Genomic DNA, 25,361 nt, shown 5'->3' with positions numbered 1-25,361 from the left:
AGACGGCAGCCGCCTGATAGCCACACCCAGCACCCCTGGGCGACCCACCCTACGAATGGCTCGATCAACCCGATCAAGACGGTAGAGCCGCCTGATGCCTTGCCGCCGGCGCATCCGGTCACCGCGGCCGCCATGACGGCGAGCAGGCTCACTGCGGTCAGAGCTCCTGGGGCAGGGCGACGACCGAACAGTTGCCTCGGATGGGTGCGTTCCATATGCGGGGTTACTCCTTGGGGTGATGCCGGGCGGGACGTGCCCGGGCCAGGCCAGGCAGTGGCGGTCGGCATTGCCATGCGTGCGGTGCGTAACCGGATGTCACGGGCTTAGCCGGGCAGGAATTAGGCGCGCCCGGGGCGTGGGGGAGGTCTCGACGCCGATCACGGCGACGGTCGGCGGGTGGCCCGTTCGCCGGCGGCCTCCGTGCGGCCGCCGCACAGGACCCGCATGTGTTCGTCGAGGCCGTTGCGACGCATGGCGGCGCGATAGCCACGGCGCCGGTCTGTGACGATGACGCCCTTGCCGCCGTCGATGTGGACGATCGACCGGTGACCGTGTCCCACCAGGTGGTCGACGATCTGCCCGACTCCGTCGTCGTCGGCGGTGCGTACGACGTCCAGGTCAGCGTCGGTGATACGGCGGCCCACGGAGACGACGGGCACCTGGCGATGCAGGTTCGCCAGGGTGTCTGCCGGGGCGACGGGGCCCAGGAGTATCAGCGCTTCGCTGCGGAAGGCCAGGAGCAGCCGGCTGCGCCTGCTGGCCAGTGCGCTGGCGGCGCGGTCAGGGCGGTAGCCCAGCTCGGCGGCGGCTTGGAGCCCTGGACAGACGGCAGTGACGCCGTTGACAGTACCCACACCTAGAGCGCTCTAGTCTCTGAAATCCATGGTAACGCCCGGGCAGAACCGGGACATCGCCCGCTCGGTCCGCCCCTCGATAGCCAGGAGCGGCTGTGCGCGCCGGCCTGCCGGAGGTGCGGCTGGTGGCCGTGGCCGACGCCCACGAGCCGTTCGCCCAGGACGCGGCCCACCGCTACGGCTACCATCGCGCCGAAATCGACTGTCGGGCCGTCCGAGGCCGACGACGTCGAAGCGGTGAGCGTCGTGGTCGCGAACCACCTGCACCGCGAGATCGCGGAGGGGCTGCCGGCGGCAGGCAAGCACGTGCTGTGCGAGAAGGAGCCGGCGCCGACCGTGGCCAACGCCGAGGCCATGGTGAAGGCCGCCGAGGACACCGGGCTGGTGGCCACGATCGGGTTCATCCTGCGCCGCTCCCCGCCATCAACGCCGTAAGGCAACAGGTGACGGAGGGCGGCCTGGGAAGGTGCAGCACTTCAACGGGCACTACCGGTGCGGCTACGGGCACGATCCCGACGCACCGATCAGCTGGCGCTACCGCGGACCGCTGGGCTCGGGGGCGCTGTCTGGCAGCCATCTCGTCGACCTGGGAGAGTACTTCTGCGGGCCCGTCCAGAGCCTTCGAGGAGCCGTGCTGTCGACGCAGGTGCCCGGATCGGCCCGCACCACTGGGCGCTGCCGTCGGGCACTCGGCCGACGTCCAGGTGGGCAGCGAGCGCGAGCCCGTGGAGAATGAGGACATCGCCACCTTCACTGCGGTCTTCGCCTTTGGCGCCGTCGGCAGCTTCTCGGTCTCGCGGGTCGCCTGCGGCCTCGCGAACGGACTCGGCTTCGAGGTCTTCGGTCAGAGCGGCGCGGCCGCCTTCGACATGGCCCGCCCGGCGGAGTTCTCCTTCGCCGACTGCTCCCTCCCAGCCGCCACGAACGGCTACCGGCAGGTCGTTACCGGCCCCCAACGCGCACATCGCGTGCGGGTTGCCGATGGACTTCCCCAGCGTCGGCCACTCGGCCACAGGCAGAACAGCATCTTCGTCTGGCAGGCCCGGGCCTTCCTGGAGCAGATCGCGGACCTGAACCGGCTACCGCGCTGCCCCACGCTCGCCGACGGCCCGCACAACCTGCACGTGCTCGACGCGATCGTCGCCTCCACCACCTCCGACGGCAAGTCTGCCTCCGTGCAGTGAGGGATCGCTCGATGAAGCTCAATACCTGCCGACACCTGCGACGTCCAGGGCCTTGCGGGACTTGGTCACCGTGTCGTCGTCCACCCGCGGGTGACGGAAGAACAGGATGAAGCAAGTCGACTTCGACGAGCTCTTCCGCGAACTCAACGCGGGCGGCTTCGACGGCACCCTCACGACATGCGTCTTCGCCTGTGAGGAAGGGGCCAGTGAATCGTCGGTGTTCAGGAAGATCGACGGGTACACGGCCGCTTGGTCCTGGACAGGCTGCGGCCGCCCTGACCAGCTGATCATGACGGAGTCGCAGGTATTGGCGCCGTGATCCTCGCGATTCGCGCGGCGGCAACCTATTGACATGACATTTGGACATGGGTCATCGTAAATACTAGAGCGCGCTAGTGAAGCGCTACAAGCTCACTATCTCTCCACCACCTCCATCCCGGGATCCTCCGGAGCGAAGGGAAACCAGCGTGATGCCGTTCGAAGTATTGACCATGGGCCGGTCTGGAGTGGACGTGTATCCGCTCCAGACCGGAGTGGGGCTGGCGGAGGTCACGTCGTTCGGCAAGTACCTGGGCGGTAGCCCGACCAACGTCGCCGTGGCCGCCGCCCGCTACGGGCGCACCTCCGCCGTGATCACCAAGACGGGCCGGGACCCGTTCGGGCACTTCGTCCGCACCGCACTGGACGGCTACGGCGTGGACAGCGGCTACGTCGGTACGTCGGACATCGCGCCGACTCCGGTGACGTTCTGTGAGATCTTCCCGCCGGACGACTTCCCGCTGTACTTCTATCGGCTCCCCAAAGCTCCTGACCTGGACCTCCGGCCCGAGGAACTGGACCTGGACGCGGTCCGGAAAGCGGCGATCTTCTGGATCACCGGCACCGGACTGAGCGAGGAGCCCAGCCGAGCCGCTACCCTCGCCGCCCTGGCGCACCGGGCCAGGGCCGGGACGACGGTCTTCGACCTCGACTGGCGGCCGATGTTCTGGCGGGATCCGGGCCAGGCGCGTGCGTACTACGCCGAGGCGCTGCGGCACACCACTGTCGCCGTGGGCAACCTCGATGAGTGCGAGGTGGCCACCGGTGAGCGTGAGCCGTACGCCGCAGCGAAGGCGTTGCTTGCCGCAGGCGTCGAGTTGGCAGTGGTGAAGCAGGGGCCGAAGGGCGTGCTCGCGATGGACCGGGACGGTTCGACCGCCGAGATCCCACCGGTACCGGTGGACGTCGTCAACGGTCTCGGGGCCGGTGACGCCTTCGGTGGCGCGCTCTGCCACGGGCTGCTGTCCGGCTGGGACACCCGCCGCACGGTCGCCTTCGCCAACGCCGCCGGCGCGATCGTCGCGGGCCGGCTGGCCTGCTCCGACGCGATGCCGACCGAGGCCGAGGTCGACACCAAGCTCCGCGAGGCATTCCTCGCCCCCATCGAACGAAAGGCGTGACGGCGTGCTGTCCGACAACGTGAGCCGGATCGTGTCCGCCCGGGTCCATGACCCCGGCGCCATCGCAACCGCCGCTGCACGCCGCGTGAAGGCCGCCTCGCTGGTCGGCGAGCACGGCAAGGCGATGATCATTGCAGCGGACCACCCCGCTCGCGGCGCCAACGGCGTCGGCGGGAACGCCAGTGCCATGGCCGACCGCTTCGAGCTCCTCGACCGCCTCTGTACCGCCCTGGAGCGGCCCGGCGTGACCGGCGTCCTCGCCACCGCCGACATCCTGGAGGACCTGCTGCTGCTCGGCGTCCTCGACGGCAAGAGCGTCTTCGGCTCCATGAACCGCGCGGGGCTCGCGGGGTCGGTCTTCGAGATCGACGACCGTTTCACCGGCTACGACGCCGAGGCCATCGCTGCGATGGGCTTCGACGGAGGCAAGATGCTCACCCGTATCGCCCTGGAGGACCCGGCGACCCCGTCCGCCCTGGAGAAAACCGCTCGCGCGGTCGATGAGCTGAATGACCGTCAGCTCATTGCCATGGTGGAACCGTTCATCTCGGTGTGGCAGGACGGCAGGATCCGCAACGATCTCTCGACGGACGCCGTCGTCAAGTCGATCACCATTGCGTCGGGGCTGGGCCGCCGTACCGCCTACACTTGGCTGAAGCTGCCGGTCGTGAACGACATGGAGCGCGTCCTGGCCTCCTCCACCCTGCCCACTCTGTTGCTGGGCGGCGAGGTCACCGACCCCGAGGCGGCCTTCGCCTCCTGGGGCAAGGCCCTCAAGCAGCCCACCGCGCAGGGCCTGGTCGTCGGTCGCTCCCTGCTCTACCCCTCAAACGGCGACGTCGCCGGCGCGGTGGACAAGGCGGTGAGCCTGCTGTGAGCGATACGAGCAAGTACCACCTGCCCAACGGGACCTCGGCCGACGGACCCTACGACCTCCTGGTCACGCCGGAGTCGGCGGGCTGGGGATACTCCGGCCTCAGGATCCTGACCCTGGAGCCGGGCCAGGCGCACCCCCTGTCGACCGGGGAGTCCGAGTTCCTGGTCCTGCCACTGACGGGCGGCTGCACCGTCACCGTCGACGGGGAGATCTTCGAACTCGACGGCCGAACAGGGGTGTTCGCCTCGGTCACCGACTTCGCGTACCTGCCGCGCGCGTCGAAGGCCCTCATCAGCAGCGCGTGCGGCGGGACGTATGCGCTGCCCTCCGCCCGTACCGAGCGCGGCGGCCTCCGCGCTCGGTACGGGCGCAAGGAGGACGTTCCGGTGGAGCTGCGCGGCGCCGGCGCCTGCTCCCGGCAGGTCAACAACTACTGCCTGCCCGGCACGTTCGACGCCGAGCAGCTGCTGGTGTGTGAAGTCCTCACGCCCGGCGGCAACTGGTCCTCCTACCCGCCGCACAAGCACGACGAGGCCCGGCCGGGAGTCGAGTCAGAGCTGGAGGAGATCTACTACTTCCAGGTCGGGGGCGAGAACGGCTTCGGCTACCAGCGGGTCTACGGCACCAAGGAGCGCCCCATCGATGTGCTCGCCGAGGTTCGCTCCGGCGACACGGTGCTGATCCCGCACGGCTGGCACGGCCCGTCGATCGCGGCGCCCGGCTACGACCTCTACTACCTCAACGTCATGGCCGGTCCCGGACAGGACCGCGCCTGGCTGATCTGCGACGACCCCGCCCACGGCTGGGTGCGGGCCACGTGGGAGTCCCAGGACATCGACGACCGGCTTCCGTTCGGGGCCGAGGAGAACGAGTAATGGAAACGATCAGGCTCACCACCGCTCAGGCCCTGGTTCGCTTCCTGGCCAACCAGTACAGCGAGCGCGACGGCCAGGAACAGCGGCTGATCCCCGGCGTCTGGGGCATCTTCGGACACGGCAACGTCGCCGGGATCGGGCAGGCCCTCCTTCAGGCCGCCGTGACCCAAGAGGCCGACCTGCCCTACTACTTGGCCCGCAACGAGCAGGGCATGGTGCACGCGGCGGTGGCGTACGCGAAGATGCGCGACCGGCTGGAGGCGTTCGCCTGCACGGCGTCGACGGGGCCCGGCTCGACGAACATGATCACGGGTGCGGCGTTGGCTACGACCAATCGGCTGCCGGTGCTGTTGTTGCCCAGCGACATGTTCGCGACCCGTGCCGCCGACCCGGTGTTGCAGCAGCTGGAGGACAGCCGGGGCGGGGACGTCACGGTCAACGACACCTTCCGGGCGGTATCGAAGTACTTCGACCGCGTCTCGCGTCCTGAGCAGCTGATCCCGGCGGCGCTGGCCGCGATGCGGGTGCTGACCGACCCGGTCGAAACCGGCGCCGTCACGCTCGCGCTGCCGCAGGACGTGCAGGCGGAGGCGTACGACTGGCCGGTGTCCTTCTTCCGGCGGCGGGTGTGGCACGTGGGCCGGCCGGTACCGGAGAACGCCGCCGTCGAACGCGCCGCCCGACTGCTGCGCGGGGCGCGGAAGCCGCTGATCGTGGCAGGTGGCGGGGCCGTGTACTCCGGTGCCGAGACCGCCCTGCGGGCCTTCGCCGAGGCCACCGGCATCCCTGTCGCGGACACGCACGCCGGCAAGGGCGCGGTGCCCTGGGACCACCCGTGCGCGGTGGGCGGCATCGGCTCCACCGGCTCCTACGCGGCCAACGAACTAGCCCGCGAGGCCGACGTCGTCCTCGGTATCGGCACCCGCTACAGCGACTTCACCACCGCCAGCCACACCGTCTTCGGCAACCCCGACGTCACCTTCGTCAACCTCAACGTCGCCCGCCTGGACGCCGTCAAGCACTCGGCGGAGCCGCTGGTCGCGGACGCCCGGCTAGGCATCCAGGCTCTCGACGGAGCGCTGACGGACTGGGAGGTCGATCCGGGGTACCGCGGGCACACCCGGCACCTCATCGCCCGGACACGGGAGATCGAGGACCAGTGCTTCAACGCCGACCACGGGCCACTGCCCGCCCAGACCGAGATCCTCGGCGCGCTCAACGACGTTCTCGACGACCGTGCCGTCGTCATCAACGCCGCCGGCTCCATGCCCGGCGACCTGCAACAGCTGTGGCGGGCCCGCGATCCGAAGGCCTACCACGTCGAGTACGCGTACTCCTGTATGGGCTATGAGGTCGCCGCCGGCGTCGGCGCGAAGATGGCCGACCCTTCGCGCGAGGTGGTCGTCCTGGTCGGCGACGGCTCGTACCTGATGATGGCCCAGGAGATCGCGACCATGGTCTCCGAGGGCCTGAAGGTCATCATCGTCCTGGTCCAAAACCACGGCTTCGCCTCCATCGGCGCGCTGTCCGAGTCGCTCGGCTCGCAGCGGTTCGGCACCAAGTACCGCTTCCGCGACGGCGATTCGGGCCTCCTGGACGGGGACGTACTCCCGGTTGACCTGGCCGCGAACGCCTCCTCCCTCGGCGCCGACGTCCTGCACGCCACCACGGTCGACGAGTTCCGTACGGCGATGGAGAAGGCCAAGGCCGCCCACCGCACCACCGTCGTGCATGTCGAGACCGACCTGTACGGGCCCAACCCGCCCGGACACGGCTGGTGGGACGTACCCGTCAGCCAGACCTCCGCCCTCGACTCCACCCGCGCCGCCTACGACACCTACGCCACCCACAAGCAGTCCCAGCGCCACTACCTGTAAGGACACCCTCACGTGAAGACCATCCAGCACTGGATCAACGGCTCCCCCACCACCGGAACAGGCCCTGAGACCGCACCCGTGTTCAACCCGGCCACCGGCGCCGAGCAGGCCCGGGTGGTTCTGGGCGGGGCCACCGCCGTGGACGCCGCCGTCCAGGCTGCCACCGCAGCCTTCGAGACCTGGTCCGAGACGTCGCTCACCCAGCGCGCCCAGGTGATGTTCGCCTTCCGGCAGCTCCTCGTCGAGCACGAGGAAGAACTGGCCCGGATCATCTCCGCCGAACACGGCAAGACCGTCGACGACGCACGCGGTGAGATCACCCGCGGCCGGGAGGTCGTGGAATTCGTCTGCGGGCTCGGCGACGTACTCAAGGGGTCCTTCTCCGACCAGGTCTCGCGCGGCGTGGACGTGCACAACTTCCGCCAGCCGCTGGGTGTCGTCGCGGGCATTACGCCGTTCAACTTCCCGGCCATGGTGCCGCTTTGGATGCACCCCGTCGCCATCGCCACCGGCAACACCTTCATCCTCAAGCCCAGCGAACGCGACCCCTCCGCCGCCAACTTCGTCGCCGACCTGTACAAGAAGGCGGGCCTGCCCGACGGAGTGTTCAACGTCGTCCACGGCGGCAAGGACGCCGTCGACGCCATCCTCACCCACCCCAGCATCGAAGCCGTCTCCTTCGTCGGCTCCACACCGATCGCCAGGTACGTCCACGAACAGGCCACCGCCCACGGCAAGCGCGTCCAGGCCCTCGGCGGCGCCAAGAACCACGCCGTCGTCCTCCCCGACGCCGACCTCGACTTCGCCGCCAACCACATCACCGCCGGCGCCTACGGCTCCGCAGGCGAACGCTGCATGTCACTCTCGGTCGCCGTCGCGGTCGGCGCGGCGGCCGACGCACTGGTCGAGGTCCTGGAGCGCAAGGCCCGCGAGGTCAAGGTCGGCCCCGGCGACGCCCCCGGCGTCGAGATGGGACCGCTGGTCACCAAGGCCGCCCAGGAGCGCGTGGAGAACGCGGTCGGTGCCGCCGCCGGACAGGGCGCCACCGTGGTTGTCGACGGGCGCGGCCTGAAGGTCGACGGACACGAGGAAGGGTTCTTCATCGGCCCGTCCCTCCTCGACCACGTGACGGCCGAGATGGACGCTTACAAGGAGGAACTGTTCGGCCCGGTCCTCGCCGTCGTCCGCGCCGACACCCTCGACGAGGCCATCGACCTCATCAACGCCAACCCCTACGGCAACGGCACCGCCGTGTTCACCGCCTCCGGCGAGGCCGCCCGCCGCTTCCAGCGCAAGGTCACGGTCGGCATGATCGGCGTCAACGTGCCGGTGCCCGTCCCGATGTCGTACTACTCCTTCGGCGGCTGGAAGGACTCCCTCATCGGCGACTCCCCCATCCACGGCCCCGAAGGCATCCGCTTCTACACCCGCCCCAAGGTCGTCACCACCCGCTGGCCGCAGCCCAAGCAGCAGGTGAACGCTGGCTTCAACTTCCCGACCTCCAACTGACCGGTCACCGCAACGGTGGCGCCGCCGTCACGGTCCCGCCCGCCGCCTGACCCCCACGCATCGAAGGAGCACCCGCATGGTCCTCAAGCTCGGCGCCTACACCGCCTGTTTGCACGACCGCCCGCTCACCGAAGCCCTCGACATCCTGAAGGAGAACGGGCTGACCTCCGTGGAGGTCAACACCGGCGGCTTCATCCCCTCCCCGCACTGCCCGGTCGACCTCCTCCTGTCCTCGGCCACCGCGCGCGAGGAGTACCTGGCGACCTTCGCCGACCGCGGCATGGAACTGACCGGCCTCAACTGCAACGGCAACCCCCTCAACCCCCTCCCCGGAGTCGGCCCCAAGCACGCCGACGACCTGCGCCGCACCATCCGCCTCGCGGGACTGCTCGGCGTGAAGCACGTCGTCACCATGTCCGGCACCCCGGGCTCCGACCCCGACGCCAAGTACCCGTCCTGGGTCGTCAATCCGTGGGACGGCGTCTACATGGACGTCCTGGACTACCAGTGGGGCGTGGCCGTCGAATTCTGGAAGGAGATCGACGTACTCGCCCGGGAGAACGACGTCCGGGTCGCCATCGAGATGCACCCGCACAACCTCGTCTTCTCCCCGGTCACCCTGAAGCGGCTCGTCGACGAGGTCGGCGCGACGAACATCGGCGCCGAGATGGACCCCTCCCACCTGATGTGGCAGGGCATGGACGTCATCGCCGCCATCAAGTGGCTGGGCCCGCTGGTGTTCCACGCCGCCGCGAAGGACGCCACGCTCTGCCCCGGCGCCGACATCCGCGGTGTCCTGGACACGTCGTTCACCCGCGTGCCCGCCGACGCGCCCGGCAAGGTCCCCACCGGCTACGGGTTCTGGTGCAACGCCTGGCCGGAGAACCCGGCCTGGAAGTTCGTCGCCGTCGGCCTCGGAAACGACGTCCCCTTCTGGACCGAGTTCCTGCGCGCCCTCGCCGACATCGACCCGGACATGGCCGTGAACATCGAGCACGAGGACGCCGCCTACTCCCAGACCGAAGGACTCGCCCTGGCCGCCAAGAACCTGCACAGCGCCGCGGCAGCCCTCTGACCGCCCGCAAACATAGCCCCGCTCTCGCCGACCGGGAATGGGGCCACGGCTGTGGGGGTGCGCAAGCGTCTCGAACGGACCCGTGACCCTGCGCCGAACCGCTTCAACTGGCTTGCCGCCGTCGACCGGACGAAGCCGAAGGGCACCCAACGCACCTTCGTCTTCGTCCCCGTGCTCATGGTGGCGGGCGCGGCACTCTCCGGGATCGCCATGGCCATCCAGAACGTGGCTGGAGCCACCGCGCGCCCAGGTGCGGAGCGCCGGCTGGCGGCTGAGGAGGCGTAGGAGTACGTCTGGTCCAGCGCGGCGTCGTGGCCCGACCCCTTGCGGTTGAAGATCTGCTCGGTCGGCCGGCCCGATCCCCGGAGCAGTTGCTTCACCATCTTCGTGCGGTCGAAGGCCATGTTGATCGCCTTGCGGACCCGTACGTCACCGAGCGTACGTTCCCCACGCGGTCTCCCAGGACCAGGTTCGCCACCGCTGTCGCCTGGACGTGCTTGGTCTCGAAACCCGCCGACTTGAAGGCGCCGACCTGCGGCGGTGGCAGCGTCGGGGGTGGTGCCGAACTCGTTGAGGTCTCCGCCCGAGCAGAATGCTGGTCCGGCGCCGGTGAGTACGACGCGGGAGATGGTGTCGTCGAGCGTCGCGAGGTGCAGGGCTTCGACCAGCGCGTCCCTTGTCCGCCGGTCGTAGGCGTTGCGCCGCGCCGGGCGGTTGAGGGTCACTTCCAAGATTTCCCCGTTCCGGGCGATCAGCACGGGGTCCGGCGCGGTTGGCGGTTGCGGTCGTGGACCGCGTGCCGCGTGCCATCGCCGGAACTCGGCTCCGCCGAGCAGGGTGGAGTACGCCAGGGACTCCGCGTCCAGGGCGTCGCGTACTGGGAGCGACTCGGTCATGCGTAGGAGTCCGGCCAGCACGAGTGCGGCCTGGGGGTTCGCCGACGCCGCGGCTGCGACCCGGCCAGTGCGCCGGCCGGATCGGTCACCGGGACGAACGGGTGGCCGACCGACTCCGAACCCTGATCGACCAGGGTCATGTCGAGTGCCGCCGCCAGCGTTTCCACCTCGGCCGGCATCATTGCCCCAGTGACACCTGTGACTCCGACGAGCAGCCGGTCGCATGCCCGGGGCGGCGGACCGCGGCGTCCAGCACCGCGGGAGCAGCGGGCTCGTCGAGGTCGACGGCCAGTACCGGGGCGACCGGCCGCGCTGTCGCGTTGAGCAGCGGGGTGTGCGCCGCGTCGGCCGCCAGTTGCGTCGGGCTGATCACGGGCACGGAAGACTCGGGCACGGAAGACATGGAAGAGCACCCTCCCTGGAGTCCGGGTCGGCCGCCCGGGTCCCGGTCGGCGAGCGCGAGTGTATCGTCGGCCTCGTGCTCACTGTCATGTCGGATTCAGGCTGGTCAGCGGCATGACCGTCGCCGCGGACCCGATGGCTGACTGGACGTCCAGTGGTGTCGTCGCGCTCACCGGACGCCCCGACGGACCTCCGCGCGTACCGCCCGGGCATGCGGCGTCCCGGGCCCGCGAGCTGTCTGCCCGGATCTTCGCGCTGACCGCCGGCACAGCCTCGCCGGTCTGGGTCGACGGCGCCGAACTGCTCGCCGAACGGGCCGCTTTCACGGGCCACTCCCGGCGCGGCCGGACCTCCGCGGGCGGCGCTTGCCGGTTGCTGCCCACCGGTGACGGCTGGGCGGCGGTATCGTGTGCCCGCCCCGACGACCCCCTGCTGCTCGGCGTCCTGATCGGCACCGAGCTGACCGGTGACCCCTGGCCCGCTGTTGCGACGTGGCTGCGCGACCACAGCGGCGCCGAACTGGCGGAGCGGGCACCCTTCTCGGCCTCGCCGCCGGTCCGGTCGCCCCGCGTGCAGCCGTTGTCGCCCGCCCCGCCGCCCCGTCGGTGCCGCGGCCCGTCGACGGCATGCTCGTCGTCGACTTCAGCGCGCTGTGGGCCGGGCCGCTCTGTAGCCACCTGCTCGGTCTCGCCGGGGCCCGCGTGGTCAAGGTCGAAACACCGACCCGCCCGGACGGAGCCCGCCGCGGCCACCCCGGCTTCTACCGATTGCTGCACGCCGGGCACCGATCCGTCGTCCGACACCCCCTCCGGCCGCCACGCGCTGGCCGCGCTGGTCGCCGCCGCCGACATCGTCATCGAAGCATCCCGCCCCCGTGCACTGGCCCGCCTCGGCCTCGATGCCCACGCCGCGGTGGCCGCCGGCACCACCTGGATCTCCGTCACCGCCGCGGGCGCGCAAGCGACCGTATCGGGTTCGGCGACGACGTGGCGGCCACCGTCGGCCTGGTCGCCGGCGAACCCGACGGCACCCCCCGTTCTGCGGCGACGCGACAGCCGATCCGCTCACCGGCCTGACCGCCGCCACCCTCGCGTTGACCGCCCCCGCCGACGGCACCGGCATCCTGCACGACGCCGCCATGACCGACGTCGTCGCCGCCACGCTCGACGACGCGCCGCACGATCCGCACCAGTCCGCCACAGCCGCCCGCCGCAGCGGAACGGGGTGGGCGGTGGAGACCACCGAAGGGTGGGTCCCCGTTGCACAGCCCCGTCGGCGCGAACCCGCCGGGGACGCACCCCGCATGGGTGAGCACACCACCGAGGTGCTGCGCGGTCTCGGGATCCCGACGGCATGACCGACGTCATCAGCATCAAGAGCCTGCTGCTGCGCCACGCCGATGTCCGTATCGCCGCCGGGCGCATCGCGGAGATCGCCCCGGCCCTGCCCCGACGGTTGGGGGAGGAGACGATCGACTGCCGTGGCGGCGCGCTGTTGCCCGGACTGGCCGACCGCCATCTGCACCTCCACGCCCTCGCCGCCCACCAGCACTCGATCCGCTGCGGACCACCCGCTGTGCGCGACCCGGCCGGCCTCCGCGCCGCGCTCGCCGCCGCGATCCCCGACGAGCACGGCTGGATCCGCGGCACCGGGTACCACGAGACCGTCGCCGGTGACCTCGACGCCGCCGCCCTGGACCGGATCCACCCGCACCGCCCCGTACGCATCCAGCACCGCAGCGGCGCCCTCTGGATCCTCAACACCGCGGCCGCGTCCGCCCTGGTCGGCGGCGACCATCCCGGCATCGAACGACACGCGGACGGCACGCCGACCGGCCGGTTGTGGCGCGCCGACGACTGGCTGTGCACCCGGCTCCCGCGTACCCGCCCGCCCGGACTCGCGGACATCGGCCACGAGCTCGCGCGGCTCGGCATCACCGCGGTCACCGACGCCACACCCGACCTGGCGCCGGGCTCGCTCGCGGCCATCACCGCCGACATGGAAACCGGGGCGCTTCCCCAACGTGTTCACCTTCTGGGTGCTCCGCTCGGCGCCTCGCTCGACGGCTCTTCACCGTGCCGCCCGACAGTCGGCCCGTACAAGATCGTCTTGGCCGACTCCGGCCTGTCCACGTTCGACGACCTGACCGAGCGCATTCGCGCGGCGCACGCCGATGGTCGAGCCGTGGCCGTGCACGCCGTGACCCGCGAGGCGCTCGTGCTGTTGCTGGTGGCCTTGTGGGAGGCAGGCTCCCGGCCTGGTGACCGCATCGAGCATGCGGCCATCGTCCCGCGCGAACTGATCGGCGACATCGCCGCACTCGGACTGCGCGTGGTGCCCCAGCCCGGCTTCCTCGCCGACCGCGGAGACGACTACGCCCGTGACGTCTCCGTCGACGATCAACCAGACCTCTACCGCTGCCGATCGCTCACCGACGCCGGCATCCCGCTGGCCCTGTCATCCGATGCTCCCTACGGGCCACTGGCCCCATGGATTGTCATCGCAGCCGCAGTCCACCGCACGACCCCGCTCGGTGGTGTCCTCACCCCCGAGGAGACGCTCACCCCGGCCGCCGCCCTCGACGCCTACCTCGGTCCGCTCGAGAACCCTGGCGGACCACCCCGGCGCGTCCGGAGTGGTGAGCCCGCCGACCTGGTCCTGCTGCACGCCGGGCGTGCGACGGCTCTAGTGGCTTGTCACGTGGCCTTGGCCAGGTAATCGACCTCCTGGTCGTTGGGGGCAGCAGACTGCCCCCAACATCTGCTCTTGGAGGTGGACGTGGGATGTCGACCCAGTGTGTTCGTCCGGCCGGTCAGTATGGAGGAGGGCCGGAAGCTGCAGCGGATCAGCCGGAGTGCGAAAGACCCGGTGAAACTCCGTCGGGCGATCGTGGTGCTGATGTCCGCCCAGGGCCAGACCGTCAAAGACATCACGATGCTGATGCAGGTCGGCGAGGACTACGTCCGCGATGTCATCCACGCCTTCAACGAGCGGGGGTTCGACGCGCTGAACCCAAAATGGAACGGGGGACGCGCCAAGACGATCAGTGACGAGGCGCGTGAGCATATCTGCCTGATCGCCCGGACGTCCCCCGCCGACTGGAAGATCACCGCCTTCTCCACCTGGAGCCTGAGCAAGCTCGCCGAACACCTCATCAAGCAGAAGGTGACCACGGCCATCAGCCGGGAGACCCTGCGCCGGATCCTGCGGGAAGGCAAGGTCTCCTGGAAGACCACTACCACGTGGAAGGCGTCCAGCGACCCGGAGTTCATCGCGAAGATGCACCGCGTCCTGACGCTGTACGACACCCCTCCCGTCGACGGACGGGTGATATGCGTCGACGAGTTCGGACCGCTGAACCTGATGCCGCGCAAGGGCAAGACGTGGGGGCCGGTCAAGCGTCCGCGCAGGCTGCGGGCCACCTACAACCGCTACGGCGGCGTGATGCACATGCTCGCCGCTCTCGACCTGGCCACCGGCAAGCTCTACTACCGCATCCGGCCGCGCAAGCGGTGGCACGAGTTCCTTGGCCTCCTCAAGGCACTGCGCGCCCGCTGGCCCGGGGAGAAGCTGTACCTGGTGCTGGACAACTTCTCCCCGCACAAGCACGCCAAGGTGCGTGCCTGGGCAGCTGACAACGACATCCAGCTGGTCTTTCTGCCGACCTATGGCTCCTGGCTGAACTGGATCGAGGCCGAGTTCGCGGCCTTGCGCTACTTCGCGCTCAACGGCACCGACCACCGCAGCCATGAAGAGCAGAATGCCGCCATCGCCGCCTACGTCCGCTGGCGCAACGCCCGCGCCGGCCCGAAGACGAACTTCGCACCCGCCTCACCGACCCGTTCGTGGACCGAATACCCGGCCAAGGCCGCATGACGAGCCGCTCTAGATCACTTCCCGGAGCACATCGTCCACCGGAGTGGCGCTCATACCGAGGATCTTCTCGGTCTCGGAGTAGTCGATGACGAACGGGTCACCCGGCTTGGTGAGCACTTCGTGCATTTCCGCCCAGAACGGCTCGGTGAACGCGAGCAAGGTCAGATCGCGTTCGGTCATCTCCTCCATCCGCGGTTCCGGTGCCCCCGCGAGTTCAGCGAGTCGCACGGCCAGTTCCCGCACCGACAGGGTCGAGGTGGGTACGTGCCAGGCCCGGCCGTACGCCTGCTCGTTGCGGCTCGCGGCGACCAGCGTGCGCGCGGTGTCGCCGATCGCCGAGTAACTGTGCGGCACGTCGAGTTCTTGTGGCACCAGGACCAGCGTGCCTTCCATGACCTGCCGCTGCACCATGAGACTGAACACTGAGACGGCGCCGGAGCCGTAGAACTGGGCAGCCCGCACCTCGGTGACCTTCATCCCTGAGGCGGCGGCCTCCTCCCATACCCGCGCCCTGGCCCGCCCCTTGGGGCCGGTCGCGGCCAGGGGGAGGGCCGGCGTTATCGGCCCGCTCACCGGCCCATACGCGTAGTGGTTTCCGAGCATCACGTACGCGACACCGGTCCGCCTTACCGCACTGAGGAGCGACGCCGACAAGACCGGAAACTGCTCGGGCCAGAGGTGGTACGGCGGCGCGGCGGTGGTGAACAGCGTGTCCGCCCCCTCCGTCAGGTCGGTGAGCCGATCGGTGTCGGTCGCGTCAGCGGCGACCTTGTCGATGAGCGGGTGCTCGGGCCCGCCGCCGGTCCGGCTGATCATTTGAACCCGCTCGCCGTCCTCAGCCAGCAGCAGAGCGGTCTTCGACGCGGCGGCCCCGCGACCCACGATCACATGAGATTTCATGCCGACAACGCTGCCGCTCCGCATCCTCGTAGGATAGCGGCCTGAATGACACCCTTCCGGAGGTTCTGGCCATGTACCGCGTCACCTCAGTCATCGTGCCGCCCGTGCTGAGCTTCGACGTCTCGATCCCGCTGATGGTGTTCAACAGCGTCCCGCACTACGACGTGCGCATCTGCACGGCGCGGCCCGGCCCGATGCCTACCGTCGGCGGCCCCGATATCGTGGTGCTGGACGGCCTGGACGCAGTCGAGGGCGCCGACACGGTGATCGCCGTCGGTAGCGGCGGCGAGCAGGCCCCCACGGAGGTCCTCGACGCCCTGCGGGAAGCCGCGGCCGCCGGCGCGCGGATCGCCTCCCTGTGTACGGGGGCTTTCGTACTGGCCCAGACCGGCCTGCTCGACGGGCTCCGCGCCACGACCCACTGGGGGCTGGCCGACGACCTCGCCACTCGCTTCCCGTCCATCGATGTGCAGCCCGACCTCCTCTTCGTCGAGGACGGCGGCATCTTCACCTCCGCGGGCGCAGCCGCCGCCATCGACCTGTGCCTGCATCTGGTCAGAATCGACTACGGCGCGGCGGTCGCCAACACGGCCGCGCGGCTCGCGGTCGTCCCTCCCGTACGGCCGGGCGGCCAGTCCCAGTTCATCCAGACACCGCTACCGCCAGAACGCGGCACCTCGCTCGCCCCCACACGCGTCTGGGCGCTCGAACACCTCGATCGCCCGCTCACCCTCACCGACCTGGCCGGTCACGCCAGGACGAGCGTGCGCACCCTCACCCGGCGCTTCCACGCAGAGACCGGGCTGAGCCCGCTCCAATGGTTGCTCCACCGGCGCATCGACCGGGCCAAAGAACTGCTGGAGACGACCGAACTGCCCATGAACCAGGTAGCCCAGAACAGCGGCCTGGGCAGCGCGGACTCCCTCCGCAAGCACATGGCCGGCCGAGTCGGCCTCACTCCCACGGCCTATCGCGCGAGCTTCAACCGAGCGCCCACTGGTGCCTCCCGCTGAGGTTGGCAGCATGACCACGCCGCGGTAGGGCCCCCGTCTGCACTGCGACGGCCACAATCTGTTGCACCATCCGCCTTCTGGATCCGTCGACCAGAGCAGCCCGGCCAAGGGTCAACGTCCCACGCCCGTCTCGGAGATCAGACCTTGAAGACCGTCTGCTGGCCGACGCGCAGCAGGTCGATTACCCGGCCAAGGCCGCGTGACAAGCCACTAGCCGACCCCACCTCGGACCTCGTCCGCGTGACCCTCATGGGAACCTGCCCAGGCAAGAGCCCGCGTGCGCTTGGCTGAACTGTGGAGGTCTGCTGCTCGGCGGCCGTGGCGGCGCATCCCGAGTGGGACGGCGAGGTCCTACGTCGTGCCGTGGACCGAGGATGTGATCGGGGTCATGGTCCGCGTCGGCTGTCGCAGGTCGTGGGGCAGGGCAGGACCGCAGTTCCAGCATGGTTTGGGGAATGGACGACTCCTCGCCTACGTCGACGCCCGGTCCGCTGTGCAGTGCGGCGACCTTGGCAGCCTCCCCGGCGCGGGCGGCTGCCCAGGCAACGGCGCGCCGGGCGGGGCCTGTCGGTCGTACTCGCTGACATCGAGCTACAGCAGCAAGAGGTCGACCTCCAGGCCATGTTGACCGCGTTTCATGCCGTCGGCCGCCTGCCCTCGTCCGGCGCACCGGGCGAGAGCAGGCGGCAGAGGCGGGTGTCAGCCCAGATCAGCCCAGATCAGGGCGGTGCACCACGCTGATCCCGCCCACCACCGGTGGCAGGGATCCTCTCCGTCCGCTGAAGCCGACCGTGACATGGCCGCCTTCGCCGACCGTCACCAGGAAGGTCTGCCGGTCCGCGGTGAGTGTGCCGACCGCCTCGGTGATGTCGTATCCGGACAGCACCATCTTCCCGTTGGCGGTGACATCGAAGACCCGCGAGCCGGGCGCGGTGCCCTTCCTCGGCTCGGCGAATTCGAGCGTCACCTGGTAGGTGCCGGACGGGAGGTTGTCGAACCGGTAGGCGTCCATGCCTTCGCGCTGGGTGCGGTACAGCTTGTCGTTTTCCGTACCCGCGATGGCGGTGGCGGCGCCGAGTGAGACGATGCGTGAACTTCCCATCCAGCCAAAGGAGTCGGTGCGGTATTCGCGGTCGGCGCTCCATTGCGTACCGGAGTCGTCGGTGTGTGCGTCACGCGCCCCCGCATCGACGGCCTGCTGATGGGCGGAGACCACGAGCTTGACCGGAAGCGTCACCGGCCCGGCCCGTCCGGAGTCGGCGGCGAGTTCCACATACGCCTTGTAGGTGCCCGACTTGAGGTCCGCGGTGTCCGCCGTGACGGTGACCGTCGTCGACTTTCCGGGCTCAAGAGTGGTGTCGGAGACCTTCGTCGACAGCCAGCCGACATCGCTGGGCGCCGTGTGGCCGCTGCTCACCCGGTAGACGGTGCTGGTGGACGGGGTCGAGACCCACAGGTCGCCGGACGGGTCGGTGTCGATGCCGAGCACCGCGACCGCCTGGGCCTCCGGGTCGGGTACGGTGCCGGTCTGCTTGCAGGTGCCCATGTCGTACGTGAAGATGTCGCCGTCGCCGACCAGGTACAGTCCGCCGGTGCCGCGGTGGTAGGCGACGCCGTACACCGCTTTCGTCCACTGGCAGCTGGTGATCAGCTTGCCGGGCTTCTCGTGGGAGAGGCCCGCCACCTGGTAGATCTTGCCGGTGTCGGCGCTGCCCAGGTAGAAGGTGTCGTCGTCGGCCCGGTAGGCGAGACCGCGCGAGACCCCGCCGCCGACCGGTGACACGTCGAGGTGCTTGGTGGTGCCCGTCTCCGGGTCGATGCAGGCGATCAGGGACGCCGGCCCGATGTTGGTCGGCTGGCACAGCAGGCCGTGCTTGGTGTCGTAGGTGAAGTCCACATCGTCCGAGGCGTACCAGGCGGTGTTCTCGCGTCCGGTGGGCTCCAGTTCCTTCCTGTCGTACTCGACATGGGTCTTGGACGGGAAGTCGTTGAGCCAGACGTTGCCCTCCCCGTCGACGGCCGTGCCGGAGATGTTCTTCAGGTCCGGTGCCTGGAACTCGGATATCACCTCACCGGGTTCGCGCGCCGCGGTCAACTGCGCCCCGCCGCCAAGCTCGCCGGCGGAGAAGGTCAGAGGCTTGCTGCCGGTGTTGGTGACCGTGACCGGGACGCTCGTCTTGCCGCCCTTCTTCACCACCAATGGGTCGAGGTCACCGTCGACCTCCGCCTTGAGCGCCCCCGCGGGCAGTGCGATGCCGATGTCGCTCCATTCGTCGGACTTCACCTGCGCGGTCACCCACTGGGTTGAGTAGCCCGACGCGTTGACCGAGACGTCGTAGCCGGTGCCGGGCGGTACGCGGAAGGCGAAGCGGCCCTCGGAGTCCGTCGTCGTTGTGGAGATCTCCTCGCCGCCGGCCGAGACCGTGACGGTGGCCCGTCTGACCGGGTCGCCGTCGTTCTCGTCGGTCACCGTGCCGCTGAGGTAGCCGCCGTGGGGCGGCGTGATCCGGATGGCGCGTTCGTCCGTCAGTGGTTCGGAGCCCAGGTGGGAGTACTGGAGAGCGTCGGTGCCGGTGGCGTTCTCGATGCCGACCGTCGCCGAGTAGCCCCTCTCGTACGGGTCTTCGGGGTTCAGGTTGCGGTAGGCGAAGACGATGTCGCCCGTGGTCTCGTGCAGCACCATCTCGAAGTCGACACGGGCCCAGCTCGCCGAGAACATGGTGGCGTCGCGGAACTCGATGACGAACCTGCGGTTCGGGGCCTCACCCAGGGTCTTCGTATAGACCTTGGAGGTGCCGTCCAGTTTGACGTCGTCCCAGAAGGGATAGATCGCCGCGTTCGGATCGCTCTTGTCGGGGAGCGGTTTGTTGAACGGCCAGACCAGGTGCGGCTGGAAGCCGAGGTAGCCGTCGCTGGCCAGCCAGCCGCTGCGGTAGACCTCGTTGTACAGCGGGAACGCGAACGGCAGGTCGATCTTCGCGGTGGCCTCGTCGCCGAAGAGGGCGAACGGCTGGTCCGCCTCGATGTACTCGGCCGTCTCCACCCCGCAGGTGTAACCGAACTTGTCACGCTTGGAACCGAGTGTCACGTCCTGGCTCTCATCGCCGTCCACGGTGAGCTCGATGCTCGCCGAGCCCAGACACCCCTGCGGAGTCGCGACCTGAAGGGTGTACGTCCCGGCTGCGACCTCGGGCAGGGTGTAGTGGCCGTCGGCGTCGGAGACCACTGGCTGGACCGGTGTGTCCGACAGGGACACCGTGGCCCCGGCGACCGCCTTGCCTCCGTTATCCCTCGACACCGTTCCCGAGACCTTCCACACCGCCTTGGCCGCGAGCGCGAAGTCTTGGGTGACGGTGGTCTTGTCGGCGACGGTGATGGTGGCGGTTCCGGTTTTGTATCCGTAGATCGAGGCTTTAACGGTGTACTCGCCGGGCGTCACGGTCAGTTGGTACGTGCCGTCGGCCTCGGTGGTGACATTGCGGTCGGAGGCACCGGTCAGGCTGACGCGTACGCCCGATACGGGCTTGCCGGTGGACTTGTCCGTGACGGTGCCGCTCAGCGTGCCCGCCTCGGCGCCGGGCGCGCGCCGGACGGCGGCCAGGGCGTCCAGCTTGCCCTCGCCCCAGATGTTGTTGTCGTCGGCGCTGCCGCCACAGGTGGTTTCGGCCACGTCCGCGGCCGTGTTGTCGAGGATCGCGACGGTCTCCTGGTACCGGCCGATCAGCCCGGGCGACGCGGACCACAGCAGCGCGACCGTGCCCGCGACATGCGGCGCTGCCATCGACGTACCGGACGAGGAGCCGTAGCCGCCGCCCGGCAGGGACGAGCGCACGCTGCTGCCCGGGGCGGCGATGTCCGGCTTCACCTTGCCGTCGGCGCCGGGCCCGCGGCTGGAATACGAGGCGATGGACCCGGCGCTGGTGAAGGCGCCGACCGCGTAGGCGGACGCGGAGTCGCCGGGCGAACCGGTCGTGTCGCAGTTCGGACCGTCGTTGCCGTTCGAGAAGACCCCGAAGATCCCGGAGGCGGTCCATGCTTTCACGATGTCGTCGAAGAAGGGGTTCTCGTCGCTGCCGTTGGTCTCGCCCCAGGAGTTGTTGATGATGTCGGGGCGCAGATCGGCGCGCGCGTTCTGCCCGCTCAGGTCGGTCGGGGCGAGCATCCACTGCGCCGAGGCGAGCAGCGACTCGGTGGTGCAGCTGTTCGACTCGCAGCCCTTCGCGGTGATCCACTTCGCGCCGGGCGCGACCCCGATCTGATTGCCGGCGCCGTCGTCGCCGACCATGGTGCCCATGGTGTGGGTGCCGTGACCGTAGTTGTCGCACGGAGCGACGGACGGGGTGCCGCAGACGGAGGCCGGGTCGTACCAGTTGTAGTCATGGTTGTACGTGCCGTCGTCCTGCGTGCCCCGGTACTGCGCGGCGAGCGCGGGATGGTCGTACTGCACACCGGAGTCGAGGCTGGCGACGGTGATGCCCTGCCCGGTGGCGCCGCGCTCCGACCAGACATCGTCGGCGTTGATCGCGGCCAGGCCCCACTCCACGGAGTTGACCTCGGCCGCGTCCTTGGCGTCCTTCGGCTCGATCAGCTCGGTCGGCTTCGCCTCGGTGATTTTCTGGATGCCGGGCAGCTCGGCAAGTTCGGTGACGAGCTTCTCCGAGGCCCCCGGCACATGGATCTGGTTGGAGATCCAGTACGAGGTGAACTCCGCGCCCTTACCCTGCAGTTGGGTAGTGGTCTCGGCCTGGCTGGCCTTGGCGGTCGCCTTGAGCGCGTCGATGACGGCCTCGCCGCGTTCGGTCCAGCCCTCGGTCGCGGAGGCCTTCGACAGATCGGCCTTGTCCTCGAAGACCAGCCACACATCGGCGGCTTTCTTCTCCTCCAAGGTCTCGGAGACGTCGGAGGTGATCTCCGCGCGGTCGTCCGCGGCCGAGGCGAGGGGGAAGGAGGCCACCAGTGCAGGTGCGAGCAGGGCCAGGGCCAGGATGGCAGCACGTGCTCTGCCACGTCCACGGCTGCGTCTTGGTAGTGGTGCCGGTGGGCTATCCGGGAAAGGCATGGCGTCTCCAAGTCGAGGACAGTCGGATGTGCAGACCGGTCACCCCTTTCACCGCATGAGCGGCGAGTACGGTGTGCCCCCACCGCGCGCACCATGCGCCGATGGCCTCGGGGACCTCCGGATGCCGCGTGTGGATCTCCAGTACGCCCCCGGCCAGTTCCCGCGCGTAACGCTCAAGGAGCACCTCGACCCGCGGCCACTCCTCACCGCCCGCGTCGACGACTGCCTGCGGGGTGTTCTCGGGCATGGAACCTCACGATGACTCGGGGCACTGTCGGTCTGTGCGCGCACTGTAGGATCCGGCAGTTACCGTCGCGTTCCCCGGTGTGGTAACTCACCGAGCTGTTCGAGGAGTTCGGTAGCGGCTGCACAGGCCTGGCCGTCTCCGGTGGCGTTGGTGATGCCGAGCGCGTCCCCGAGGATCCCGGCTGCCTCGCTCTCCCGCCCCAGCCGGATGAGCACCCGCGCCTGGTTGGTGAGCGCGTACGGCAGGCACCAGGACTCACCCATGCGCCGGGCCAGGGTCAGCGCCCGCACCGCGTGATCCGCTGCGGCCGCCAGATCACCGAGGTTCAGGGTCTGCTGTACGAGATTGCCGCGGGCGAGGACGACATCCGCCGGATCGCCCGCGAACTCGACCAGTTCCAGCACCCGCTCGCCGTGCGCATGCGCCTCGGCGTACCGCCCTTCGCGCTGGGCGAGCTGTGCCAGGACGTTGAAAGGGCCGACCAGGCGCGCCGGGTCCCCGGATGCCTCCGCCGGAGCCAGCGCGCGCTCCGCGGTCCGCCGGGCCTCGGGCAGCCGGTCGAGCAGCAGAAACGCGGATGCCCTGTTGGCCAGGGCCCGGGCCAGCAGCAGCGGGTCGCCGCCGCAGAGTTCCTCCGCTCTCCCCGTGGCCTCCAGCGTCTCGGTATAGCGGCCGGTGCCGAAGTACAGCAAGCTCTCGGCCAGATGGAACAGCGCGGCCGTACGGGCGTCCACCGCTCCGGGATCGTGCTCCGCGAGTACGTCCAGTCCTTCCGCGGGCCGTCCGGCGCGGCTCAGCACCTCCGCCAGCGCCGCCGCCGCCCGTACCGCCCGAGCCGTACGGCCGGCGTCCGCGAAGGCTCGCATCGCCGCCCGCAGCACTTCCTCAGCCCGGTCGTAGCGCCCCAGCGCCCGTAGCACCGCACCCCAGGCGTGGCGGTCCTCGGCCGCCGGGAGCCCGGCGGCGTCCAGCCGGGCGACGAGATCGCGGTAGTGGCCGTCGGCGGTGTCGTTGGCGTACATCGAGGCCGCCCGGCGCGCCGCCCGCCGCAGGAAGTCGACGGCTCTCGGGTCGTCGGCGCGGCTGAGGTGGTGCGCGGCCGTGTCCACCGCCTCGGGCCGGTGCCGTACGAACGTGTCGGCGAGGAGCATGTGCAGCTTGCGCTGCCGTGCGGCGGTGAGCGCGTCCCGGCAGGCCAGCCGGATCAGCGGATGCCGGAAGCCGTACGTGACGGACGGGAGCCCGCTCTTCAGCGCGGGGGACTCGCCGATGATCCGGCTGCGTACCGCCTGGTCGAGATCATCGAGCAGTGCGGCGTGAACCAGCCCCAACTCTCCCGCTGCCTCGATAAGTTCAGCGGCGCGCAGTGGCTCACCCGCCACGGCGAGCAGCTCGGCGACTGCCTGCGCGCCGGCGCTCAGGGACTGGATCCGCTGGGCCGCTAGATAACCGATGCGTTCCGGAACGGTGCCTTCACCGTGCCGCAGGGCCGCCGCCCGGTCCGGCGCCGCGGCCAGCTCCCGGGCGAACAGCGGGTTGCCGCCAGAGAGTTCACAGCAGGCCTGCACGGTGGCTTCGTCGGCCTCGCCGATCGCGTCGATCACGAGCCGCCGGCAGTCCTGCTCGGCCAGTCGCATGATCTCCACCCGGCCGGCCATCCCCTGGGCCAGCAGCGAGGTCAGCGGCCTCATCCGCCGGTCGGCCGGAGAGAGCTCACCCTCGCGCAGCGTGGCAAGGACCCGAAGCCGCCCGGCACCCACCCGGGCCAGGTGGTAGAGCAGTTGGAAACTTCCGAGGTCCGCGGCGTGCAGATCGTCCAGGACGATCCAGAGCCCGGTCTTCGCCTCCTGCCCTGCTTCGGTGAGCAGCGAGGCGACCGCATGGAACAGCTGCGTCCGCTCCTCCTCCGGACCGCCCTTGCCTCGCGGCGCGCCTGTCGTGGGCAGCAGTCCGGCCAGGGCGGGATGACGTACCAGCGTGGCTTGTCTGCGCGTGTCCGGCAGGGCGGCCAGGTAGTCGTTGACCGCGTCGCTGATCACCCCGTACGGCGTCGGCCCCTCGGCGTCGTGCGCGGTTCCCCACAGCACCACCGCCCCTCCATCGGCAGCCAGCCGGGCCGCCTCGGCCGCGAGCCGCGTTTTTCCGGCCCCGGCCTCGCCGCTGATCACCACCACCGGCCAACGCGGTTCGGCCAGCTCCTGAAGGACCTGCTCTCTGCCCCGTATGGGCGTGTCGAGGTGGCGGTTCACGGCCTCCGGCAGCCGGCGCCGCGCCGGCGCTACGGGCAGCGCGCGGGCCAACCGCTCACGCAGAACCACCAGTTCGGCCTCGTACGGCGCCAGCCAGTCGGCATACCGGTCCTCCGGCAACAGGTCGTGGCCCAGACGTCCGACCGCCGCCACCAACGCACTGCGGTTCCCCTCGCGCAGCGCGGACCGCGCCGCCGACCGCACCTCGTCCACATCCACCCGTACATGACGCAGGATCACCATCTCGCCGTCGGCGACGAGATAACTCCGCCCGGCCCCCTTCTCGAGCCCCGACTCCAGGACGTGGCGGGCGGCGTGCAGCGCGGCCCGGAGATTACGCCCGGCCGCCGTTTCCTCCGCGCCCGGCCAGCATGCGTCGATCACCCGCTCGCGATGCAGCCGGCGACCGGGGGCGAGCGCAAGCACCTTCAGCACCGTCCTGGCACTGGAGCGGCGCCACTTCCCGGACAGGGGTGTGCCCTCACGAGACAGACTGAACCCGCCTAGCAGTTGCACCGTCAGAACAGGCGGATCACCGGGCACGGTTCCACCTCCAGTCACCTGGGCAACTGTGCGCCGACCAGCCCTGCAGCATAAGGATCAACGGCACCGCTTACAAGACCGGCCTCGCGTCCGGCACCGTTCTGGCGCCTCGGGGTCGGCCGAGCACTGGTCGACGAACCGCGCGCCTCCTGACTATGGCTGACGAGGCGTCAGGTTCCGGCGCAGGTGCCGGTTCCGCCGAGCAGGGTGGAGTGCGTCGGCGACTCGGCGACCAGGGCGTCGCGCACCGGAGCGGCTCGGTCATGAGCAGGAGCCAGGCCGGTACGAGTGCGGCCTGGGGGCTCGCCGACACTGCGGCTGCGGCGGCGCGTCGTCAATTACGCGAAGCGGCATGGCCTGGAACCGGAAGGCAAGCGCATCGAGAAGGTTCAGAAGCCGTTGTTGAACCGAGTATGAGCTTTGAGTTCCTGCTGGTCAGGCATGGTTTCGGTTGGATTGAGGGATGGTCTCGACGTTCTGTTTCCG

The 25,361-nt window shown here is 69.9% G+C and carries 19 protein-coding genes and 2 pseudogenes; 14 read left to right on the top strand and 7 right to left on the bottom strand.

The genetic code is table 11. The annotated features are described in order from the left end of the window. Positions 1–392: 392 nt before the first annotated feature. Positions 393–815 (bottom strand): annotated as a pseudogene (locus AB0D57_RS42885) (substrate-binding domain-containing protein); the annotation flags it as partial. A gap of 276 nt (positions 816–1,091) precedes the next feature. Between AB0D57_RS42885 and AB0D57_RS42880 the strand changes: the two are divergent. The 9 genes from AB0D57_RS42880 (at position 1,092) to AB0D57_RS42840 (ending at position 9,690) form a co-directional block, all read left to right on the top strand. After that, positions 1,092–1,289, top strand: coding sequence for a Gfo/Idh/MocA family oxidoreductase (locus AB0D57_RS42880; RefSeq protein WP_362087014.1), 198 nt, complete (start codon positions 1,092–1,094; stop codon positions 1,287–1,289). A gap of 290 nt (positions 1,290–1,579) precedes the next feature. Next, positions 1,580–2,038: a hypothetical protein gene (locus AB0D57_RS42875; protein WP_362087011.1), complete on the top strand. Its 459-nt coding sequence runs from the start codon at positions 1,580–1,582 to the stop codon at positions 2,036–2,038. Positions 2,039–2,144: 106 nt separating this feature from the next. Further along, positions 2,145–2,357 carry a hypothetical protein gene (locus tag AB0D57_RS42870; RefSeq protein WP_362087008.1) on the top strand — a complete coding sequence of 71 codons (213 nt, stop codon included), beginning with the start codon at positions 2,145–2,147 and terminating at the stop codon, positions 2,355–2,357. 151 nt (positions 2,358–2,508) lie between these two features. Further along, positions 2,509–3,477, top strand: a complete 969-nt coding sequence (gene iolC / locus AB0D57_RS42865; RefSeq protein WP_362087005.1) for a 5-dehydro-2-deoxygluconokinase — start codon at positions 2,509–2,511, stop codon at positions 3,475–3,477. A 4-nt stretch (positions 3,478–3,481) separates the two neighbouring features. After that, positions 3,482–4,354, top strand: coding sequence for an aldolase (locus AB0D57_RS42860; RefSeq protein WP_362087002.1), 873 nt, complete (start codon positions 3,482–3,484; stop codon positions 4,352–4,354). After that, the gene (gene iolB / locus AB0D57_RS42855; RefSeq protein ID WP_362086999.1) at positions 4,351–5,229 is read left to right on the top strand and encodes a 5-deoxy-glucuronate isomerase; all 879 of its coding nucleotides are present in this window, start codon (positions 4,351–4,353) and stop codon (positions 5,227–5,229) included. The genes AB0D57_RS42860 and iolB overlap by 4 nt, the downstream gene beginning before the upstream one ends. Beyond that, positions 5,229–7,106 (top strand): 3D-(3,5/4)-trihydroxycyclohexane-1,2-dione acylhydrolase (decyclizing), encoded by a 1,878-nt coding sequence (iolD, locus tag AB0D57_RS42850; protein ID WP_362086996.1) that lies wholly within the window; start codon positions 5,229–5,231, stop codon positions 7,104–7,106. Before iolB ends, iolD begins: the two co-directional genes overlap by 1 nt. A gap of 12 nt (positions 7,107–7,118) precedes the next feature. Beyond that, complete coding sequence (locus AB0D57_RS42845; protein WP_362086993.1) at positions 7,119–8,615, top strand: CoA-acylating methylmalonate-semialdehyde dehydrogenase; 1,497 nt, start codon at positions 7,119–7,121, stop codon at positions 8,613–8,615. A 76-nt stretch (positions 8,616–8,691) separates the two neighbouring features. After that, positions 8,692–9,690, top strand: coding sequence for a sugar phosphate isomerase/epimerase (locus tag AB0D57_RS42840; protein WP_362086990.1), 999 nt, complete (start codon positions 8,692–8,694; stop codon positions 9,688–9,690). Here the strand turns inward: AB0D57_RS42840 and AB0D57_RS42835 are convergent. Both AB0D57_RS42835 and AB0D57_RS42830 read right to left on the bottom strand, forming a co-directional pair. Further along, positions 9,624–10,586: an enoyl-CoA hydratase-related protein gene (locus tag AB0D57_RS42835; protein ID WP_362086987.1), complete on the bottom strand. Its 963-nt coding sequence runs from the start codon at positions 10,584–10,586 to the stop codon at positions 9,624–9,626. The two genes, AB0D57_RS42840 and AB0D57_RS42835, sit on opposite strands and share 67 nt — an antisense overlap. 178 nt (positions 10,587–10,764) lie before the next feature. Further along, on the bottom strand, positions 10,765–10,980 hold the full coding sequence (locus AB0D57_RS42830; RefSeq protein ID WP_362086984.1) for a hypothetical protein: 216 nt from the start codon (positions 10,978–10,980) through the stop codon (positions 10,765–10,767). A 634-nt stretch (positions 10,981–11,614) separates the two neighbouring features. Here AB0D57_RS42830 and AB0D57_RS42825 point away from each other — a divergent pair. From AB0D57_RS42825 to AB0D57_RS42810, 4 genes and pseudogenes are all read left to right on the top strand, one after another. Further along, positions 11,615–11,725 (top strand): annotated as a pseudogene (locus AB0D57_RS42825) (CoA transferase); the annotation flags it as partial. A gap of 356 nt (positions 11,726–12,081) precedes the next feature. Beyond that, the gene (locus AB0D57_RS42820; RefSeq protein WP_362086981.1) at positions 12,082–12,345 is read left to right on the top strand and encodes a hypothetical protein; all 264 of its coding nucleotides are present in this window, start codon (positions 12,082–12,084) and stop codon (positions 12,343–12,345) included. Beyond that, complete coding sequence (locus AB0D57_RS42815; protein WP_362086978.1) at positions 12,342–13,706, top strand: amidohydrolase family protein; 1,365 nt, start codon at positions 12,342–12,344, stop codon at positions 13,704–13,706. Before AB0D57_RS42820 ends, AB0D57_RS42815 begins: the two co-directional genes overlap by 4 nt. A 150-nt stretch (positions 13,707–13,856) precedes the next feature. Further along, a complete protein-coding gene (locus AB0D57_RS42810) occupies positions 13,857–14,864 on the top strand; it encodes an IS630 family transposase (protein WP_362086975.1) in 1,008 nt (335 codons plus the stop codon). Positions 14,865–14,873: 9 nt separating this feature from the next. Here the strand turns inward: AB0D57_RS42810 and AB0D57_RS42805 are convergent, their stop codons facing one another. Beyond that, positions 14,874–15,764: an NAD-dependent epimerase/dehydratase family protein gene (locus AB0D57_RS42805; RefSeq protein ID WP_362086972.1), complete on the bottom strand. Its 891-nt coding sequence runs from the start codon at positions 15,762–15,764 to the stop codon at positions 14,874–14,876. A 71-nt stretch (positions 15,765–15,835) separates the two neighbouring features. On the opposite strand from AB0D57_RS42805, the gene AB0D57_RS42800 reads away from it, so the two are divergent. After that, positions 15,836–16,777 (top strand): helix-turn-helix domain-containing protein, encoded by a 942-nt coding sequence (locus AB0D57_RS42800; RefSeq protein ID WP_362086969.1) that lies wholly within the window; start codon positions 15,836–15,838, stop codon positions 16,775–16,777. A gap of 709 nt (positions 16,778–17,486) precedes the next feature. Here AB0D57_RS42800 and AB0D57_RS42795 read toward each other — a convergent pair. The 3 genes from AB0D57_RS42795 to AB0D57_RS42785 form a co-directional block, all read right to left on the bottom strand. After that, entirely contained in the window at positions 17,487–21,731 is a 4,245-nt protein-coding gene (locus AB0D57_RS42795; RefSeq protein WP_362086966.1) for a S8 family serine peptidase, read from the bottom strand. A gap of 88 nt (positions 21,732–21,819) precedes the next feature. Then, positions 21,820–22,083, bottom strand: coding sequence for a hypothetical protein (locus AB0D57_RS42790; RefSeq protein WP_362086963.1), 264 nt, complete (start codon positions 22,081–22,083; stop codon positions 21,820–21,822). 59 nt (positions 22,084–22,142) lie between these two features. After that, positions 22,143–24,893, bottom strand: coding sequence for an AAA family ATPase (locus AB0D57_RS42785; protein WP_362086960.1), 2,751 nt, complete (start codon positions 24,891–24,893; stop codon positions 22,143–22,145). Positions 24,894–25,361 lie beyond the last annotated feature (468 nt).

Source organism: Streptomyces sp. NPDC048275 (genome assembly GCF_040652275.1).
In the GTDB taxonomy this organism is placed as follows: domain Bacteria; phylum Actinomycetota; class Actinomycetes; order Streptomycetales; family Streptomycetaceae; genus Streptomyces.
This window is presented reverse-complemented; position numbering and strand designations above follow the sequence as displayed.

Coding starts and splice junctions, on each gene's coding strand:
- AB0D57_RS42835 (WP_362086987.1), bottom strand. CDS start 10,586: ATGACCGAGTCGCTCCCAGTACGCGACGCCCTGGACGCGGAGTCCCTG.
- AB0D57_RS42840 (WP_362086990.1), top strand. CDS start 8,692: ATGGTCCTCAAGCTCGGCGCCTACACCGCCTGTTTGCACGACCGCCCG.
- AB0D57_RS42870 (WP_362087008.1), top strand. CDS start 2,145: ATGAAGCAAGTCGACTTCGACGAGCTCTTCCGCGAACTCAACGCGGGC.
- iolC (WP_362087005.1), top strand. CDS start 2,509: ATGCCGTTCGAAGTATTGACCATGGGCCGGTCTGGAGTGGACGTGTAT.
- iolD (WP_362086996.1), top strand. CDS start 5,229: ATGGAAACGATCAGGCTCACCACCGCTCAGGCCCTGGTTCGCTTCCTG.
- AB0D57_RS42790 (WP_362086963.1), bottom strand. CDS start 22,083: ATGCCCGAGAACACCCCGCAGGCAGTCGTCGACGCGGGCGGTGAGGAG.
- AB0D57_RS42800 (WP_362086969.1), top strand. CDS start 15,836: ATGTACCGCGTCACCTCAGTCATCGTGCCGCCCGTGCTGAGCTTCGAC.
- AB0D57_RS42805 (WP_362086972.1), bottom strand. CDS start 15,764: ATGAAATCTCATGTGATCGTGGGTCGCGGGGCCGCCGCGTCGAAGACC.
- AB0D57_RS42815 (WP_362086978.1), top strand. CDS start 12,342: ATGACCGACGTCATCAGCATCAAGAGCCTGCTGCTGCGCCACGCCGAT.